The organism is Arthrobacter sp. D5-1 (genome assembly GCF_017357425.1).
GTDB lineage: Bacteria > Actinomycetota > Actinomycetes > Actinomycetales > Micrococcaceae > Arthrobacter.
On the sequence record NZ_CP014571.1, the window covers coordinates 4668315 to 4686867 of the forward strand.

The window sequence follows — 18553 nt, forward strand, 5'->3', positions numbered from 1 at the left end:
GGTCCAAGCCTATGCGCTGGGGACTGGTGCCTCGCGGTGCCCGGCTCAGGCCGATTCGCGGATGACCAGCTCGGTGGGGATGGTGACGGCGGCGGGGCGCTTGCCGCTGATCACGTCCAGCAGGAGCCGCACCATTTCCTCGCTGATCCGGTCAAAGGGCTGGCGAACGGTGGTCAGTGGTGGCGCTGCCTCCTGGGAGACTTTGATGTCATCAAATCCGACGACGGCCACATCACCTGGCGTTGTCAGCCCGGCGTCCCGGAGGACGTCCATTGCGCCGAGTGCCATGAGGTCGTTCGCGGCGAAGACGGCGTCAATGTCCTGGGTGCGGTTCAGGAGTTCCCGCATGGCCCTGGCCCCGCTGTCGCGGCTGTAATCTCCGTGCGCGATGAGGGTTTCATCGATGTCCGCCCCTTGATGGTCCCGGTACGCTTCGAGCCGGCGCGTGCCTCCCGAGGTGTCAGCAGGGCCGGCGATGGTGGCAATCCGCTGCCTCCCGCCGTCGTGCAGGTACCGCAAAACATCCCGGGCGCCCTCGTAATCGTCGGCCGCGACGTAGCCCATCTTCTTCTCGAAGCCCAACGGGACGCCACAGGCAATGGCCGGGACACCCGCGGCAATAATGTCCGCGATGATGCCCTTCCGGCTGCCGTGGGACGAGATCAGCAGGACCCCGTCGACGTGGCCGGCGGTGAGGAAGTCGGTGGCGCGCCGCTGCTCGTCATCCGTGCCGGCCATGATCAGCACCAACGGGATGTCGTGAACGGCCAAGGCGTCTGCAGCACCACGCATAAGCACGGCGAAGTTGGGGTCCTCGAACAGCCTCTCCTGCGTTTCCGTGAGCAGGAACGCCACGGAGTTGGCCCGGTTGGTAGCGAGGTTCCTCGCGTGCGGATTGACGCGGTACCCGGTCTTCTTGATGGCTGCGTTGACGGCTGCCAACGCAGACGGGCTGACCCAGTGGCCTCCGTTGAGAACCCGGGAAACCGTACCTCGTGAGACGCCTGCCTCTGCGGCCACGTCGTCGATTTTGGGCCTTGGCCGATGGGTGGGTTGCGTCATGACCAAAGCCTACCTAGGACTAGGCTTTGACGGCGCCCGCGGCCAGGTCGACCCGCCAATAGCGTTGCAGCAGAAGGAACATGATGACCAGCGGGACGATCGACAGCAGAGCACCGGCGAGTACCAGGGTGTAAAGAGCCGGCGCGGAGGCTCCCTGGTTCAGCAGGCCGTTGAGCCCCACGGTGATGGGGAACAGATGGTCATCGCCCAGCATGATGTACGGCAGCATGAAGTTGTTCCAGATGGCGACGAACTGGAACAGGAAGATGGTCACCAAGCCCGGCAGCATCATGGGCGCGGCGATGCGGTTGAAGATGTACATCTCCTTGGCACCCTCAGTGCGGGCGGCCTCAATGACGTCGCCGGGAACTGAAGCCGCAGCATAGATGCGGGCCAGGTAAATGCCGTAGGGGCTGATGATCTGGGGCAACAGCACGGACCAGTAGGTGTTGGTGAGTCCGGCCTGGGCCAGCATCAGGTACTGCGGAATGGCGAGGATGACGCCGGGCACCAGCACGCCCATCAGCAGGACCTTGAAGACTCCGGACTTACCCGGGAAGTCGAACTTCGCCAGGACATAGCCGGAAAGGGCTGACACCCAGGTGGACACGATCGCGCCGACACCCGCGTAGAGGGCCGTGTTGAGCATCCAGCGCCAGAACAGGCCATCTCGGTATTCGGTGAGCTCAACAATGTTGTCCCACAGGTGTGTGCTGGGCGCCAAGGTAAAGGTGGAGAACAGCTCGGTTCCGTCCTTGCTCGCGGCAGCTACCACCCAGACCACCGGGAACAGGCAGTAGAGCGCCCCGAGGATCAGGATGCCTGTGGACAGATAGCTGGGCTTTTCCTTGACATACTCCGGCTTGGTGGCCTTGCTTGGCTTGGGGTTGGCGCGGCGGCTTTTGGGTGGCGTGGCGAGGGCAGTCACGGTCAGTTCTCCTGTCCGAAGGCCCGCTTCTGCACGATGCGCAGGAACAGGAAGGAAATGATGAAGGTAGCCAGGGCAATCACGATGCTGGTGGCGGCCGCGGAGAAGACGTCATTGCGCGTGAAGGCATCGCGATACACGAGCATGAGCGGGGACCAACTGGTGGAAAGGCTGTTGGCCAGCGGACGCAGCGTGGTGGGCTCGGCGAAGACCTGCAGCGTTGCGATCATCGAGAACAGCGCGGTCATCACCAGGGAAGGGGCAATGATGGGGATCTTGATCCTGATGGCGGTCTGGATTTCAGAGCACCCATCCAGCTTGGCTGCCTCGTAGATTTCGCTGGGAACAGCCTTGAGCGAGGTGTACATGACAATCATGTTGAAGCCCACGCCGCCCCACAGGGCGATGTTGCAGATGGCGAACGTGACCAGGTTGGGATCCAGCAGCGAGGGCAGTTCCATGCCGAATTGACGGGCCAGGAAGTGGAACGGGCTGACACCCGGCAGGTAAAGGAAACCCCAGAGGAGTGAGCTGATCACTGCCGGGACTGCGTATGGCAGGAAGATCGCGGTGCGGGAGAAGCTTCCGGCCCGTGTACGCCGCGAATCCAGCAGCAGCGCGAACAGCAGGGCGAAGCCGAGCATCAGGGGAATCAGGATGAGTCCATAGGTCAGGACCCGGAGGACGCTGCCCAGAAATTCAGGATCCGTCAGTGCGCTGACGTAGTTGTCCAAGCCAGCGAACCCGGTGCTTTGCGAGCCCTTGCCGAGACCCAACCCGCTGACCTTCTTCTTCTGGAAGCTGAGAACCAGCGTGTAGATGATGGGCGCTGCCATGAAGACGAGGAACAGGAGGATGCCAGGGGCCAGCATTGTGTAAGGGATGAGCACCCGGGACTTGAAGTTCTTGGCCCGCCTGGGGGTTTCGGCTGTTCTGCCGGCCGCCGGACCGGGCCTGGTTGCGGTCATTGCCACGGGTGCACTTCCTTGTGGTGGTTCGAAGGTAAGACTCTGGGTGGAGACGCTGCGGGAGGGCGGGGCACCACCCTCCCGCAGCTGGTGCGGTTGCTTGGAACGGCTACTTGACCGTGAAGCCGGTCTTCTTCAGGTCATCAACAGTGACCTGTTGCATGCTGTTGACCGCGTCCAGGAAGGCACTCTTCTGCTTGGACTGGGCGGCCTTGGCGAACTGATCGTTGTAGGCGTTGTAGGCAACGTTGACGTTGGGGCCGTACGTGAAGGAACCCACATTCTGTGCAGCCTCACCCACAACCTTGTAGAAATCGGGCTGGTTGGAGAAGAACGCGGGAGCCTCTGTGAGGGCGGATTCAGCGCCGGCGGAGTCGGCCGGGTAGATGCCGGTTTCCTTAACCAAGGCCTTGACAGCTTCAGGGTCCGTGTTGAGCCATGTGGCGAACTTGGCGGCGGCGTCGAGGTTCTTGGACTGGGAGGTGACCGCGGTGGATGAGCCACCCCAGTTACCTGTGGACGGCTTGGACGCATCCCACTGCGGCATGGGTGCTACCTTCCACATGCCTGCTGTCGCTCCGGCGTTGCCCTCGAGAACGCCCGGGCCCCAGGCCGCGCTGAGCCAGCCAACCTGCTTGCCGGTATTGAGCGCAGTGTTCCATTCAGGGGTGTACATGGGCTTGTTGTCGATGATGCCCTTTTCGACGAGGCCACCCCAGTAGCCGGCCACTTTCTCGGTGGGCTCCTCGGCAATCTTGACGTTCCAGGCATCACCATCAACACCCCACCAGGAAGCTCCCGCTTGCTGTGCCATGCCCGTAAACCAACCAGCATCGTTGGAGGAGAACGTTCCGAGGTAGGCTTCAGGATCAGCGGCATGCACGGCCTCGGCGGCGGCCGCGTATTCATCCCAGGTGGTGGGTACAGCAATGCCGAGCTTCTCGAAGATGTCGGCGCGGTAATAGAAGACCATGGGGCCGGTATCCTGCGGGACCGAGTACAGGGCTTCGCTGCCCAGCGTCACGGAGTTCCAGACGCCTTCGGGGAAGTGGTCTTTGGTGTCATTGGCTGCGGTGCCCGACAGATCGGCGAGCGCATCGGCGGCCACCAAAGTGGGGATCTTCTGGTACTCGGCCTGGATCAGGTCCGGCGCGCCGCTGCCTGCCTTGACGGCGGTGAGAAGCTTGGTGACCGCGGGGTCACCGCCGTCCTGCTTGTTGACCGTGACGTGGATGGTGGGGTTCTTCTCGTTCCACAGTTCCACCACCTTGTCCAGGTTCGGGGCCCATGCCCAGTAGGTCAATTCCACCTTCTGGTTGGGGTCGCTGGCTGCAGCATTCTGGCTGCCGGCAGTGGGGCCTGCGGAACATCCTGCGGCGAGCATAGTGGCCGCTGCGAGCATGGCTACGGCGCCTGCACGAAATGACGTGCGCATTTCGTCCTCCTTGTCGAAAAGCTGAATGGGTCTGTCTGGGGTTTCACCGCTCATCCGAACTGGAGTCGCATGACTGTGAGCGGTTCCAGTTATTCACAGCACTGTGATCCATGTCAACCCTCAAATTGATCTAGCCAGCGTAATTGGAGCTGTGATACTACTGGGAGCGCACACAGTTCTTAGGAGATTTGATGACAGACGTCCTGCAGGCCCCCGCCACCCAACCCGCACAGGCGCCCTGGGTACAGCGACCGGCCGGCCTTTGCTACGGCGGGGATTACAACCCCGAGCAATGGCCCCGCGAGGTCTGGGTGGAGGACATCGCGCTGATGAAGGAGGCCGGGATCAACCTGGTCAGCATCGGCATCTTCTCCTGGGTGTTGCTGGAGCCGCGTGAAGGCGAATACGACTTCGAATGGCTGGACCACCTCATGGACCTGCTGGCCGACGCCGGCATCAGCGTGGACCTTGGAACTCCCACCGCCGCACCGCCTGCCTGGTTCTGGAAGAAGTACCCGCATGCGCGTCCCGTGACCCGCGATGGGGTCACGCTGGGCATCGGATCCCGCGGCATGGCCAGCCCCAGCTCACCGGAATACCGCCGTGCGGCCACCAACATTACGGAGCAGCTGGCACGCCGCTACGCGTCCCACCCCGCCCTGGTTCTTTGGCATGTGCACAACGAGTACGGCGCACCTGTCAGCGATTCATATGACGAGAATTCCGTGTTGGCGTTCCGCGACTGGCTCCGTCACCGCTACGTCACCCTGGATGCGCTCAACCAAGCGTGGGGAACGCTGTTCTGGGGACAGAAGTACGGCGAATGGGACGAGATCGACGCTCCGCGGGCCTCGGCCAGTGTCAGCAACCAAGGCCAGCGCCTGGACTTCCACCGGTTCACCTCCGACGCCATGCTCCAGTGCTTCATTGCCGAGCGCGACGTCATCAAGAAGTACACGCCCCACTTACCGGTGACCACCAACTTCATGGCCACCAACTGCCTGTCCCCTGACTACTGGGCCTGGGCCAAAGAGGTGGACATCGTTGCGAACGACCATTACCTTGTGGCCCAACGAACGGACAACCACGTCCTGCTCTCCATGGACGCCGACCTCACCCGATCCCTGGCAGGCAAGCGTCCCTGGATGCTGATGGAACACTCCACCGGGGCCGTGAACTGGCAAGGCCGCAACATCGCCAAACGCCCCGGCGAACTGGCCCGCAACAGCCTGTCCCACGTGGCCCGCGGTGCCGACGCCGTGATGTTCTTCCAGTTCCGGGCTTCCCGCTATGGAGCGGAAAAGTTCCACTCGGCCATGCTTCCGCACGCCGGCACAGGGACCCGTATCTGGCGTGAAGTCCTGGACCTCGGCGACGACTTGGGGAAGCTCTCCCCCGTCAAAGGCTCCACCGTTTCATCACGCGTAGCCATCCTCTGGGACGTGGAATCGTTCTGGGCGCAGGACCTGGAATGGCGCCCCAGCAGCGATCTTGACCACCGCGAGCGCATCGAATCCTTCTACTCCGTCCTGTGGAACCACGGCATCAGCGTGGACTTCGCCCATCCCGAAGCCGACCTTTCCGGCTATGATCTGGTCCTGGCCCCGGCTCTCTACCTGGTAGGTGATAAGGCGTCCGCGAACTTGGGCCGCTACGTCCACGACGGCGGCCACCTGATGGTGTCCTACTTCTCCGGCATTGTGGACAACAACGATACTGTCCCGGCTGGAGCCTCCCCCGGTGGCCTCCGTGACGTTCTTGGCCTGGAGATCCACGAATTCCTTCCCCTGCGCGAGGAAGAAATCGTCACCCTCGGCAACGGCGCCACCGGCACGGTCTGGTCCGAGGAAATCCACCCCGGAACCGCAACAGTCCTCAGCCGTTACACCAGTGGACCTGCGGCCACCGGCCCCGCCATCACGCGCAACGACTTCGGCAGCGGCACCGCTTGGTACGTTTCCACCAAGCTCGACGGCGCACACCTCGCCGACGTTGTCCTGGACGCTGTCCGGAATGCCGGAATCAATATCGGGATCCGGCCCCCGGCCGGGCTGGAAGTGGCTTCACGTAACTCCGAGGACGGCACGTTCACCTTCCTCATCAACCACACCGATGCGGACGCACAATACCCGGCAACAGGCCTCAACCTGCTTTCCGGGGAAGTCGTCGGCGGAATCGCCCACGTTCCCGCCGGGACGATTTGTGTCATCCACTCTCCAGCAGAACACTCCTGACCCGCTGGACCCAGGCCACCGGCCCGGACCCACCGCGGTCCGGGCCGGTATTCCAATCGCCCACTCCCTGCTTGATCCGACGTGATCCGAAAGGTGCCCCATGAACACTGCCACCGACGCCTCAGTGGAAGTCCGGGTGGAAACCGCCGCCCAAATCGAGGACCGGCTCAACGCCGCCATCCAGCACCTGCAGCCGCAGGCTGCCCGCAGCGGGCACGGCATCCTGGTGACCCGGCTCAACGCCGGGCACTTCAGCATCTCCGTCAGCGACGAGGTCCCCTTCGGCCTCACCCGCGAGCGCAGCCACTAACCGCAAACAGTCCCACTTCCAGGTAAGACCCCGGCAGCATCCGTCAAGGAGGACGAACCATGAACCACCCCGCTCTGATGACCCCAGGAAAACTGAAACAGCGACGGCGGCTGCTACCCGCCGTCGTACTCGCTTTTGCCTTGGCAGGAGCAGGCCTGCTGACCCCTGGCGCGGCAACAGCTGCCGGAACCGTCACCAATGCAGGTTTCGAGGCTGGACTGAACGGCTGGACTGTTAACGGACACGAAGATGCGGCCAGGGTGGAGTCCGATGGGTTTCAATCCGCCAGCCGCTTGACGCACTGGCTTCCAGGCGATGGGACGGTCACTACGTCACAAACCCTCAGCGGTCTCGCAAAAGGCTGGTGGACGTTCCGGGCGAACATCAAATCCGGCGGTCCCGTGGACTCGTCCCGATTGACCCTCACCGGTTGCGGGGCGCACGGGACAACAGTTCTGCCCTCCACCGAAACGGACGACCAATGGTTGTCGATGGCCGTAAGCGCCAACGTCACAAGCGGCAAGTGCACTCTGAAGCTGACCACCAGCGGCGCAGGCGCCTGGGCGAGCATGGACAACGTCACCTTCACCCCGGGCAAGGTCGATCGTAAGGTCCGCGGAGCCGACCTCTCCGGCATTCCCAAGAACGAAACACACGGCGCCGTATACGCCGACGCGAACGGCAACTCCGTGGATCCCGTCGAGGCGTTCGCAGACGCAGGAACCAACCTTGTCCGATTGAAAGTCTGGGTCAATTCGGCGGACGGCTTCAACATGAAGGAACAGGTCGCCTCCATGGCCCGGCGCGCCGATGCCCAGGGCATGCGGGTGCTCATCGATTTCCACTACTCGGACCGGTGGACGGATCCCGGCGCCCAGGGAGTTCCGGCTGCCTGGCAGGGGCTCTCTCCCATGGGGCTCGCGGACGCTGTGTACAGCCACACCCGTGACGTCTTGGCCGCGGTTCAAGCTGCTGGTGTCACCCCATACGCCGCCCAGATCGGCAACGAAATCAACCCGGGCATGCTGTGGCCCTACGGCCAGTCCTACGATGTGGACCCCGACGATTCCGTGGCAGGCGCCCAGTGGGACAATCTAGCCTCCTTCCTGAAAGCAGGGGCACGCGCAGTCAGCGACGTCAGTCCCGGCACCAAGAAGATCCTCCACCTGACAAACCTGAACAACGGGATTGACGGGATCAACTGGTGGTACGACCAAGCCACCGCCCGCTCCGTACCGTTCGACATCATCGGCTTGTCCTACTACGGCTACTGGCACGGCACACTCGCCACTCTGCAAAGCTCCGTGACCTCGCTGTCCGCCCGCTACAACAAGGACGTGATCGTGGTGGAAACCTCGTACCCGTTCACCCTCGCTGACAACCCGAATGCCCCATGGGAGAACGTCATCGCCACTCCGGGCCAGCTGGTGAAGGGCTATCCGGCCACACCTTCCGGGCAGGCCGCGAACTTCCGCGCAGTCCAGGATGTTGTGGCCTCCGCCCCGGGCGGCCGCGGTCTCGGTGCTGTCTACTGGGAGCCAGCCTGGACGTCCGTCCCCGGAAACGGCTGGGACCCGGCCGATCCCTCCTCCGGCAATGCGTGGGAAAACCAGGCGATGTTCGACTACAACAACCGCGCGCTCCCGGCTTTGGATGAGTTCCGGCCGGACGCAGGATCGACGCCGACGCTTCGGTAGGTGGTCACCACATGAGTAAGGTTCGACGGCGGCACCCGGGTGGGTGCCGCAGTCGGGCTTTCACGCTGGTCTCGTCCCTGCAATCTGTTGGGCGAACTGGTTCAACGCCGCCGCCACAGCGCCCGGGTGGCTCAGCGTGGCGTAATGGCCGCCCGGGATTTCCACCGGTTCGATTCCCAGCCGATCCTGTACTTGGCGCCGCATGAAGGGCGCTGGAAAGAACAGGTCGTCCCGGCACAGAATGGCCAGTGTGGGCACGTCCGGATGCTGGCCAGGCCAAGGCCCTGACATCCAGGCACCTTGCTGATCGCGCTCCTTGTCCCGGGCTTGCTGTGCAAGATCGTCAGGAACCAGGTTGAAGAACGACTCTTCGGGGATGGTCTCGCGGTCATGCCCGGTATTGGTCCACCAGTCGCCGAAGGTCTCGCCAGGCATGGGAATCATGGCCGTGAGATACACCAGGCCGTCGGACGTGAGTTCATTGCTGACCAAGGGTGCCGTAAAGCCACCCAGCGAGTGGCCCACAACTATGGTGTGCCGCGCGCCGTCGACCGCCCTGGTTGCCGCGCGGGTGTAGTCCTCAAGCATCGCGCCGTCGTCTTCAATAGGGAGGTCGACCGCGATGACCTCATGGCCCGCCGATTCGAGCAAGGGCTTGACCAAGTGCCAGTCCCACGCCGTGGAACCGCCGCCATGAATCAGTACGAAAACCGCCATTTCCCCTCCCCGTCCCAGTTCACCGTGTGCGTCACCAACGGGTCCGCAAAGCCACGTGTGGCCGGTGGGTTGATCAGAAATTCATCGTAGTGCCGGCCCTTCGGCAAAGGCCAGAACACCTGGGTGCTGCCTGAGGCGCGTCTGGTGCGTCCCGCCGTCGAGGGCTATTCCGCGGCCCAAGTGCGGGGTAGACTCCGGCCCAGGCGCGGGGGAAGCGTCTTGGCACTTTGGGGGGATTGCAGTGGGAACTGTTGTCAGTGTTTCAGGAACGCCTGTGCGCCGCTTTGCTGACCGGGGGCGGTCCCGCTGGGGCACTTTGGTTGCGGCAGCCGGAGTGGCGTCGTTGTTGATTTCCGGGATCCCAACTTCTCCTGCTGCGGCAGACATCGTCGCGGACATCATCGACGTGGGGCCCGAAGCCAGCGACGTAGCGGTCAACCCCGTCACCAATACTGTGTATGTCACTACCCGCGATGGGCTGACCGTCATTAATGGAAAAACACAGGCCACAGTCAAAATAGCAACGGGGAGCACCCCGGTGGCTGTCGCGGTTAACACTGCGACCAACAAGATCTACCTCAGCCTCAAAAGTGACCCATCCGCGCCGGGATCCGTCGCTATTGTCAACGGTGCCACTCATGCCGTCGCCAAAGTTACGGTGGGCGCCGCTCCCGGAGAGCTGGTCATCGACCAGAAGACCAACAAGATCTACGCGGGCACCCTTGACGGCGTTTCCGTCATTAACGGAAGCACCAACGCCAGCTCCATCATCAACTCCGGATCGGTCAGTACGCTGGCCATCAATCAGGTGACCCATCGGCTGTATACCCTGGGTGGAGGTGGCCTCAATGTCATCGACACTTCAACCAACGCCGTGACTCGCATTGACCTGGGCACCAATGCAATTCCGAGTTACTTGGCCGTCAATCAGGTGACCAACAAGGTATACGTCGCCGTACGGGCGCGGCAGTATGCAGCGCTGGAAGTTGTTGATGGAGCCACAAACCAAGCAGGCGGGATGTTCTCCGATCTCAACGCCAGCCCCACGTCCCTCTCCGTGGACGAAAAGAACAATCGGGTCTACTTCGGCCGGACTTCGCTGGGGGATGGCACCATTTCATCGCGGACCGGGCTGCTGGCGATATTCGACGACGGCGGACCGGGGCGGGTCGATATCAGAACCGGTGCGGCGCCAGGAGCGATTGCCGTCAACGGAACCACCAACAAGGTGTATTTTGAGGCCGGTTACAGGGGCACCACGGTGGTCGATGGTAAAAGCTTTGCTCTCTCCACACTGTCACACCCCTTTACGGGCACCCTGGCCGTCAATGAGGCCACCAACAAAATCTACGCAAGCAACTGGCAAGGGTCCGTAACGATCATTGACGGGAACAGCCCCACACCCCTGAAAAACGACTTCAGGGGTGATCGAAAGACGGACCTGTTGGCCCGCGACGCTTCGGGTGTCTTGTGGCTCTACCCGGGAAACGGGGCCGCCGGATGGCTCCCCCGCACCCAAGTGGGTTCGGCGTGGAACTCCATGACCGCCGTCGTCAGTCCCGGCGACTTTAACGGCGACAAGAAACCGGACGTTCTTGCCCGCGATGGTGCCGGCCACCTGTGGATGTACCCGGGAAACGGGGCGGGTGGTTGGCTGGCGCGGGTTCACGTCGGGTCGGGCTGGAATGCCATCACGGCCATCGTCACGCCAGGGGACTTCAATGGGGACGGCACCGCCGACATCCTCGCCCGCGATACTTCCGGGACCCTCTGGCTGTACCCCGGCGACGGTCGGGGAGATTGGTTGCCCAGGACCAACCTAGGGACCGGCTGGAACGCGCTGACGGCAATTGTTGGCTCAGGTGACTTCAACAGCGATGGCACCCCCGATGTCCTTGCCCGTGACGGATCCGGTGTTCTCTGGCTCTACAACGGGAACGGCACCGGAGGCTGGGCATGGGACCGCCAGAAGGTCGGTGAGGGTTGGAACAGCATGACATCCATCGTCGCCCCAGGAGATTTCAACGGTGACGGGCGGCCGGACATTGTGGCCCGCGATGGCAGCGGCTCACTCTTCTTGTACCCGAGCGCCAGCGGTGGAGCGTGGCTGCCTACCGTCCGGATCGGACAGGGCTGGAATGGCATGACCGCCCTGCTCTAGAAACAGTCAAGTTATACCCCTAGGGGGTACTTGCTTTATACCCCCATGGGGTATAATTTTGTGTCATGAGCACGCCAGATCTGAGCATTGGCCAACCTGATGCACCCACCATCAACGTGGAACCGGAGCACGCCGCACCCCACGGGTACACCAGCAACAAGGATGCCTACATCAAACGATTGAAACGGATCGAGGGGCAAGTCCGCGGAATCGCGCGGATGGTGGAGGACGACAAGTACTGCATCGACATCCTGACCCAAGTGGCCGCCGCCACCAAGGCCCTCCATGCCGTCAGCCTTGGACTCGTAGAGGAGCACATCGGCCACTGTGTGGTCGGTGCTGCCTCCGAGCCCAACCCGGAAGCCCGCGCCGAACAGATCGACGCCAAAGTGAAGGAGGCCACCGATGCCATCGGGCGCCTGCTGCGGTAATTCCGCCAACAACCACCACACCATTCAACTCACCACCAAGGAGCGCTCCATGAGCCAGACCATCCAGACCAACGTCAACGTTTCCGGCATGACCTGCGGCCACTGCGTCTCCAGCGTGAGCGAAGAACTTGAGTCTCTCACCGGCGTCGAAAACGTGGCCGTAGACCTCAACCCCGGTGGGCTGTCCACCGTAACCATCACCTCAACCAAGGAGCTCTCGCCGTCTGAAATTGGCGAAGCCGTGGCAGAAGCCGGCTACCTGGTGGTAGCCAACGAAGCTTAGGAGTCCTCTTGAGTACCCAGGAGACTTTCAACCAACCTGCACACAGGGTCATTGAACTGGACATCGAGGGCATGACCTGCGCCTCGTGCGTCAATCGAGTGGAACGGAAACTGGGCAAACTTGAAGGCGTCGAGGCAAGCGTCAACCTGCCCCTCGAATCAGCCCATGTCACCGTCCCGGCAACCGTGACGGACCAGCAGATCGTCGACACGGTCAACGCCACAGGCTACAAAGCCACCGTCCGCCAAGCCCCAACGCCCCACGCCCGCGATCCCCGCCCCCATGAGCACCACCACGGCAACGAGGCTCCGGAATCAGAGCATGATGCCGGGCACGAAAATCACATGGAGCACGGCCCCTCCGCATCGACGCTCCGGCCCCGCCTGATTGTCGCCGCCCTCCTGACCGTTCCAGTCTTCGCCATCTCGATGATCCCCGCCCTCCAGTTCGCAAACTGGGGTTGGGTTGTCGGGGCGTTGGCCCTGCCGGTGGTGAGTTGGGCTGCCTGGCCGTTCCACAGGGCTGCTGCCGTCAACGCCCGCCACTTCGCCTCCACCATGGACACGCTGGTGTCCATCGGTGTGATCGCCGCGTACCTCTACTCTGCGTGGCAGTTGTTCGCGGACCCCCGGATGACTGAACACCCCGGCATGGAGAGCATGTCCGGCGGCGGGCTGTACTTCGAGGTCGCCGCCGTGGTCACCACGTTCCTGCTGCTGGGGCGCTACCTTGAGGCGAACGCGAAGGCCAAGGCCGGCAATGCACTCAAGGCCCTGCTGAATCTGGGTGCCAAGGATGCCACGATCCTGGTGGACGGCGTGGAGCAGAAGATTCCGGCCGATCAACTCCTGGTGGACGACCTCATTGTGGTCCGCCCGGGCGAGAAGATCGCCACTGACGGCGTGGTCACTGATGGTGCTTCCGCCGTCGACGCTTCACTGGTGACGGGCGAATCGGTGCCGGTCGAGGTTGGACCCGGGAGCGCGGTGACAGGCGCTACCATCAACACGTCCGGCCGCCTGCTGGTGCGTGCAACCCGTGTTGGTTCTGACACGACGCTCGCCCAGATGGGTCGCCTGGTCAGCCAGGCACAAACCGGGAAAGCACCTATTGCCCGGCTCGCGGACAGGATCAGTTCGGTCTTTGTGCCGATCGTTTTGGTGATTGCCCTGGTCACGTTCCTGTTGTGGCTGTTCTTCTCGGGTGACCTCAACGCAGCCTTCACGGCCGCGGTCGCTGTCCTGGTTATCGCTTGCCCCTGCGCCTTGGGCCTGGCCACTCCTGTGGGTCTGCTGACGGGAACGGGCCGCGGCGCTCAGCTGGGCATTCTCATCAAGGGCCCACAGGTCCTTGAGGACACCCGGCACGTGGACACCATCCTGCTGGACAAGACGGGCACCGTAACCAGCGGCAAGCTCGCAGTCGACCACACTGTCGCACTGAACGGCCATTCAGCGGCCACCGTCCTGACATTGGCAGGAGCCGTGGAAGCCGCTTCCGAGCACCCGATCGCCCACGCGATTGCCGCCTCGGCGCAAGAAGCACTGCACGACGCCGGCAGCCTGCCTCGCGTTGAGGGCTTCAGTTCCGCTCCGGGCGGCGGCGTCCGGGGAACCGTTGGGCTGGACGGGGTGACCAGGACTGTCGTCGTCGGGCGCTCCGGCTGGCTCGAGGAGAACGGCGTTACGCTCGACTCAAGTCACCGTGAAGCACTTACCGCGGAGGAAAACGGTGGTGCCACGGCGATCTGGGTTGCCGTCGACGGCCAGCCTGCCGGCATTATCAGCCTGAGCGATACCATCAAGCCCGGTTCGGCAGCAGCAATCCAGAAGTTGAAGGACCTGGGCATCCGTCCCATCCTGTTGACCGGCGACAACGCTGCCGTGGCCGCCCAGGTGGCTGCCGCCGTCGGGATTTCGCCTGAGGACGTATTCGCCGGTGTTCTGCCGGAGGGCAAGGTCGAGGCTGTCAGGAAGCTGCAGGCTTCCGGCGCTACGGTGGCCATGGCCGGTGACGGCGTCAACGACGCTGCAGCCTTGGCACAGTCGGACCTTGGCATCGCCATGGGCTCGGGCACGGATGTCGCCATCGAAGCCTCAGACCTCACGGTGATGGGCAGCGACCTTGGTCAGCTGGTGCAGGCGATTCAGTTGTCCCGCAAGACCCTGTCCACCATCAAGACCAACCTGTTCTGGGCATTCTTCTACAACGCGATCGGCATCCCGGTGGCAGCCCTCGGATTCCTGAACCCGATGATCGCCGGCGCAGCGATGGCAGCGAGCTCAGTGCTGGTGGTAGGGAACTCGCTGAGACTGCGGTCGTTCGGGAAATAGACCCGGAAAGCGAACAGGGGCCTGGTTAGGCCGTCCCGAAACGGACGGCCGACCGGGCCTTTGCTTTTGCTGCTTCCTCTTCCCGGTTCTTCGCCGGAGCGTGGCTCACCAGGGAGTCCAGGAGATGTTGCGTAATGTGGGCAATCTCGTGGACCGCCTCGGCGAAGGCTTCCTCGTTGGCTTTGGAAGGCTTGGTGGATCCGCTGATCTTGCGTACGTATTGCAGCGCTGCGGCCTCCACTTCGGCGTTCGTAGCATGCGGTTCGAAGTTATGCAGGGTCCTGATATTGCGGCACATAACCCCATGCTAACTATGGGCAGTGCTGTATGGGGAGGGGTGCCCATCGACGGTTTTTGGATTCCCGGGATAGGTTTTAGTTATTGGATCTTCCGGATGAGCCGGAGGCCGCTGGGGATGCCGAAGAGCTCGGGTCCGAACAAATGAAGGAGAATCTCATGGCTATTTGGGGTGCAGATGTTGATCAGCTTCGTCAGCTCGGTAACAAGCTGAAGGCAGGTGCCGAGAACATCGAGCAGCAGCGTTCACAGCTCAAGGGTGCACTTGACGGCACCGACTGGAAGGGCCCGGACGCTGACAAGTTCCGCGGCGAGTGGGACAGCCAGCACGCTTCGAACCTGAAGAAGGTTGCCGACGCACTTCGCGAAGCCGGCGATCGCGCTCAGAAGAACGCTGAGCAGCAGCAGCAGGCCTCCAACTAAGACAGTTGGGAAGAACCCGGACGCGCAAGCGTCCGGGTTCTTTGCTTTTAAGGTCCGCCGGCTTAGCTGCGGGGCGCTTTGGTGACGGACCCTGACGGGACGGGTTCGACGTCGTTCGGGTGGTCCAGGACCCGGGCCGCAACCTCAGCGGGCTGGCCTTTAGCGGCGCGTCGGTCTCCCCGGAGCTCATCGACGCGGACCAGGACTACGCCGCCCACAATGAAGAGTCCGCCCAGCAACTGGATGGGGCCAGGGAGTTCGCCCAGCAGCAACCATGCCCAGATCACCGCGAACAGAACTTCGGTCAGGGACACGAACGATGCCACTTTGGAACCCAGGCTCCGCGCGGCCATGATCCCGGAAACATAGGCAAGGACAGTGGCCAGGATGATGAGTCCGACGGCGGACACCCACCACGGCGTTGTCCAAGGTCCGAGGGTTGTATCGGCGGTGCTGAACGTCATGGGCAGCAAACCCAGCAGGCCGACCAGCCACATCACCAGCGCACCCACCATAAGCCCGCCGGACGCGAGCACCAGCGGAGGCAGGGTGTCGTTCTCCTTGGCGGTGATGAAGAAGTAGATCACCAGGCACACGGCCGCGGCCATGCCCCAAAGAACACCGATGAAGTCCACCTTTACGGCACCGGTCAGGTCGAGCACCAGGACCAGGCCACCCAGTGACAGGAGTGCGCCCACGGAGGTAAGTGCCCGGGGCCGGCGGCGGCTTGCGATCCACAGCCACAATACGATCATCACCGGGGCCAGGTATTCCAGCAACAAGGCGACACCCACGGACAACCGCGCGACGGCGTTGAAGTAGAACAGTTGGCATCCTGCGACGCCGATCAAGCCGAACAACAGGATGGTCAGCCAGTTGTCCTTGAGTTGGTGCCAGCGGCCGCGGAGGACCACGACGGCGGGAATCAACAGAATCAGCGCGGCACCGGTGAGGCGCACGGCAACAGCAGCTCCGGGTGACCACCCGGTTTCCAGCATCGATTTGGCGAACGAGCCGGACGTGCCAAAGACAGCGGAAGAAAAGAGTGCGATGCCGAGTCCTGATGCCAGGAAACCTTGTGCATCAGCCTTCGTCGTTGGAGCTGACACAGCAGCCTCCTGTCAGGAGTAAAGTGGGCTTATGGTCATGACAGTACTCCCGGAACTTGTAAGGAGTCAAAGTGCTTTTTGCGCCTGACACCGAAATTGCCCTTCGCAGCGTCGTCAATCTCATCAACACTGCCGCCAACGGAGAGGAATCGCTCGCAACGCTGGAGGACCTCAACGCCTTTCTGGACGCCGAAGAGTTCACGGGTTCCAGGGTTAACTCCCCTGCGGAACTGACCAGTATCAAGCGTCTCCGCAGCGAACTCGCAGCGCTCTGGAGTGCCGACGAGGATACGGCGGCCAAGTCCGTCAACAAGCTGCTGATCGATGCCAAGGCGCTCCCCCAACTGGTGAAGCATGACCACTGGGACTGGCACCTCCACGCCACCACGCCTGATGCTCCCCTGGCAGACCGGATGGGCACCGAGGCAGCCATGGCCATCGTCGACGTCATCCGCGGCAAGGAAATGGACCGCATGCGCGTGTGCGCGGCCGAGGACTGCGACGCCGTTGTGCTGGACCTCAGCCGCAACCGGTCCAAGCTCTACTGCGACACCGGTAATTGCGCCAACCGAGTCCACGTTGCCGCCTACCGGGCAAGGAAGGCAGCCGAGGGCGAGTAAAAGGGCATAATGGCGCTATCCATGCGGTCGATATAGAGGACATCCACCATGACAGCGAGTTCCATCAGCGAGTACATCGACCAGTACGACGGCGATGTACAGCAACGATTGCTGACCGTGTACCAGATGATCAAGTCGGCCGTACCGGCTGAAGCGGTGGAATCGATCAGCTGGCGCATGCCCACTTTCAAAATTGGCGTCGAGCCGTTGTTCTTCTTCACCGGAACAAAGCGCCACGTCGGGTTCTACCCCACACCGCAGGCGATCACGCACTTCTCAACGGCTTTGAGCGACTACGGAACCACCGAGCACGCCATCCAACTGCCCCACAACGTCCCGCTCCCCATCGCGCTCCTTCAGGAGATCATCGATTGGCGGCTGCAGCAATTGCCTTCAGACGAGGCATGACCGTTTCGCTGGAGCCACCCTCTCCGGCCACGTCACACGATCGCCGGAGACCATCGACCTCGGGACTGCCAGCGGAATGCCACACGCGCAAAAAAGCGCTCCCCCACCACGGTGGGGAAGCGCTGGAAGGTTAGCGGCCGGCGTCGGGCGTTTCAGTCTGGTTGTCCGGAGCAGCCGGGCCGCCGTGGCCGGGACGCTTGGAGCTGAGGTTGACCCCGGAGCCCTTGCCGAGGTGATCGGCGTTCTCCTTGTGGCTCATGGAAAGCATGGCCGCCACAACAAGGCTCACGATGAACGCGATGCCGGCGCCGGTGAAGGCGAGGTCGAACCGCGGGGCCTTTGCACTGCCGCCCGAAGCGAAGATGAGCACGGCCACGAAGGCCAGTACTGCAAAGAACGCGGAGAACATGAGGGGTCCCTTGACCGAGGTCCGCATCTTGCGCGGTTCTCCTGGTGTCTGGTCAGCCACGGTCATTCCTCCAATGATGGCGGTTCGTGTCCGCCGGTCTGCAAAAGTTCTACAACGAGTAGAACGTCCAGCTACTAGTTTACGGCCTCGGGCGAAGCGCCGGGAGCAGTGGCCTGGGCCGTACCGTCGGAGGTTGCCTTGGCGTCGTGCCGCAAGGTCAGCCCGGACAGAATCCAGAGCACGCCGGAAATGATGGCCCCGCCGCCGGTGACACCCAGCAGCGCATGGGCCCCGAGCGAGGTGAAGAACGGCAGCAAAACAGCCGTGCCCACGGAAATGACGCCGGAAACAAGCCAGTCGCGCGCCAGGGAATCGCGCTTCCGGATGCCGTGCACCACCTCCAGGAGGCCCAGCACCAGCAGCGCCAGCATGGCCGAAAGGGCGACGCCCGCATCAGACTGGGTGACCAGGGCGCCAATTCCGCCGAGCGCCATCACGGCAGGCACCGCCACCGGCAAAGCCCGGGACATCCACACGGCCCCGGCAGTCGCAAGCAAATAGAGGCCTACAGCCCATGCCAGGACGTGCACAGACGGGGAGGCCCAGAAGATGGTGACCGCACCAAACAGCAGTGCCACCGTGGCACGGATCAGCACGGGTTTCCAGAGTCCGGCCGCGGAGGCAGAAGGAGTCTGGGCAGGAGTCGCTGGGAGAGTCACCCGTCCAGT

The 18553-nt window shown here is 62.9% G+C and carries 19 protein-coding genes; 10 read left to right on the forward strand and 9 right to left on the reverse strand.

The window, feature by feature from the left end; genetic code table 11:
* Positions 1–45 precede the first annotated feature (45 nt).
* From AYX22_RS21625 to AYX22_RS21640, 4 genes are all read right to left on the reverse strand, one after another.
* Complete coding sequence (locus AYX22_RS21625; RefSeq protein WP_207595504.1) at positions 46–1062, reverse strand: LacI family DNA-binding transcriptional regulator; 1017 nt, start codon at positions 1060–1062, stop codon at positions 46–48.
* A gap of 19 nt (positions 1063–1081) precedes the next feature.
* On the reverse strand, positions 1082–1990 hold the full coding sequence (locus AYX22_RS21630) for a carbohydrate ABC transporter permease (RefSeq protein WP_207595505.1): 909 nt from the start codon (positions 1988–1990) through the stop codon (positions 1082–1084).
* Positions 1991–1992: 2 nt separating this feature from the next.
* Positions 1993–2958: a sugar ABC transporter permease gene (locus AYX22_RS21635; protein ID WP_207597685.1), complete on the reverse strand. Its 966-nt coding sequence runs from the start codon at positions 2956–2958 to the stop codon at positions 1993–1995.
* Between the two features lie 109 nt (positions 2959–3067).
* Positions 3068–4393, reverse strand: coding sequence for an extracellular solute-binding protein (locus AYX22_RS21640; protein WP_207595506.1), 1326 nt, complete (start codon positions 4391–4393; stop codon positions 3068–3070).
* A gap of 191 nt (positions 4394–4584) precedes the next feature.
* On the opposite strand from AYX22_RS21640, the gene AYX22_RS21645 reads away from it, so the two are divergent.
* The 3 genes from AYX22_RS21645 to AYX22_RS21655 all read left to right on the forward strand — a co-directional run bounded on the left by AYX22_RS21645 (position 4585) and on the right by AYX22_RS21655 (position 8634).
* The gene (locus AYX22_RS21645; RefSeq protein ID WP_207595507.1) at positions 4585–6627 is read left to right on the forward strand and encodes a beta-galactosidase; all 2043 of its coding nucleotides are present in this window, start codon (positions 4585–4587) and stop codon (positions 6625–6627) included.
* A 100-nt stretch (positions 6628–6727) separates the two neighbouring features.
* Positions 6728–6937 (forward strand): hypothetical protein, encoded by a 210-nt coding sequence (locus tag AYX22_RS21650; RefSeq protein WP_207595508.1) that lies wholly within the window; start codon positions 6728–6730, stop codon positions 6935–6937.
* A gap of 59 nt (positions 6938–6996) precedes the next feature.
* The gene (locus tag AYX22_RS21655; RefSeq protein WP_207595509.1) at positions 6997–8634 is read left to right on the forward strand and encodes a glycosyl hydrolase 53 family protein; all 1638 of its coding nucleotides are present in this window, start codon (positions 6997–6999) and stop codon (positions 8632–8634) included.
* A 60-nt stretch (positions 8635–8694) separates the two neighbouring features.
* Here AYX22_RS21655 and AYX22_RS21660 read toward each other — a convergent pair whose 3' ends face one another.
* A complete protein-coding gene (locus AYX22_RS21660; protein ID WP_207595510.1) occupies positions 8695–9351 on the reverse strand; it encodes an alpha/beta hydrolase in 657 nt (218 codons plus the stop codon).
* Between the two features lie 274 nt (positions 9352–9625).
* On the opposite strand from AYX22_RS21660, the gene AYX22_RS24185 reads away from it, so the two are divergent.
* The 4 genes from AYX22_RS24185 (at position 9626) to AYX22_RS21680 (ending at position 14559) form a co-directional block, all read left to right on the forward strand.
* Complete coding sequence (locus AYX22_RS24185; protein WP_242703448.1) at positions 9626–11512, forward strand: FG-GAP-like repeat-containing protein; 1887 nt, start codon at positions 9626–9628, stop codon at positions 11510–11512.
* Between the two features lie 65 nt (positions 11513–11577).
* Positions 11578–11943, forward strand: a complete 366-nt coding sequence (locus tag AYX22_RS21670) for a metal-sensitive transcriptional regulator (RefSeq protein ID WP_207595511.1) — start codon at positions 11578–11580, stop codon at positions 11941–11943.
* A 49-nt stretch (positions 11944–11992) separates the two neighbouring features.
* The gene (locus tag AYX22_RS21675) at positions 11993–12226 is read left to right on the forward strand and encodes a heavy-metal-associated domain-containing protein (protein ID WP_232481475.1); all 234 of its coding nucleotides are present in this window, start codon (positions 11993–11995) and stop codon (positions 12224–12226) included.
* 8 nt (positions 12227–12234) lie between these two features.
* The gene (locus AYX22_RS21680; protein ID WP_207595513.1) at positions 12235–14559 is read left to right on the forward strand and encodes a heavy metal translocating P-type ATPase; all 2325 of its coding nucleotides are present in this window, start codon (positions 12235–12237) and stop codon (positions 14557–14559) included.
* 25 nt (positions 14560–14584) lie between these two features.
* Here the strand turns inward: AYX22_RS21680 and AYX22_RS21685 are convergent, their stop codons facing one another.
* Positions 14585–14857: a DUF2277 domain-containing protein gene (locus AYX22_RS21685; protein ID WP_089596993.1), complete on the reverse strand. Its 273-nt coding sequence runs from the start codon at positions 14855–14857 to the stop codon at positions 14585–14587.
* Between the two features lie 158 nt (positions 14858–15015).
* On the opposite strand from AYX22_RS21685, the gene AYX22_RS21690 reads away from it, so the two are divergent.
* A complete protein-coding gene (locus AYX22_RS21690; RefSeq protein ID WP_011776688.1) occupies positions 15016–15279 on the forward strand; it encodes a WXG100 family type VII secretion target in 264 nt (87 codons plus the stop codon).
* Between the two features lie 62 nt (positions 15280–15341).
* Here the strand turns inward: AYX22_RS21690 and AYX22_RS21695 are convergent, their stop codons facing one another.
* Positions 15342–16388 carry an EamA family transporter gene (locus tag AYX22_RS21695; protein WP_207595514.1) on the reverse strand — a complete coding sequence of 349 codons (1047 nt, stop codon included), beginning with the start codon at positions 16386–16388 and terminating at the stop codon, positions 15342–15344.
* A gap of 71 nt (positions 16389–16459) precedes the next feature.
* Here AYX22_RS21695 and AYX22_RS21700 point away from each other — a divergent pair, with 71 nt between their 5' ends.
* Positions 16460–17008: a CGNR zinc finger domain-containing protein gene (locus tag AYX22_RS21700; protein WP_207595515.1), complete on the forward strand. Its 549-nt coding sequence runs from the start codon at positions 16460–16462 to the stop codon at positions 17006–17008.
* A gap of 48 nt (positions 17009–17056) precedes the next feature.
* On the forward strand, positions 17057–17416 hold the full coding sequence (locus AYX22_RS21705) for a DUF1801 domain-containing protein (RefSeq protein ID WP_207595516.1): 360 nt from the start codon (positions 17057–17059) through the stop codon (positions 17414–17416).
* Between the two features lie 130 nt (positions 17417–17546).
* Here AYX22_RS21705 and AYX22_RS21710 read toward each other — a convergent pair whose 3' ends face one another.
* Positions 17547–17891 carry a hypothetical protein gene (locus tag AYX22_RS21710; RefSeq protein WP_207595517.1) on the reverse strand — a complete coding sequence of 115 codons (345 nt, stop codon included), beginning with the start codon at positions 17889–17891 and terminating at the stop codon, positions 17547–17549.
* A 68-nt stretch (positions 17892–17959) separates the two neighbouring features.
* Positions 17960–18544: a DUF308 domain-containing protein gene (locus AYX22_RS21715; protein ID WP_242703449.1), complete on the reverse strand. Its 585-nt coding sequence runs from the start codon at positions 18542–18544 to the stop codon at positions 17960–17962.
* Between the last annotated feature and the right edge of the window lie 9 nt (positions 18545–18553).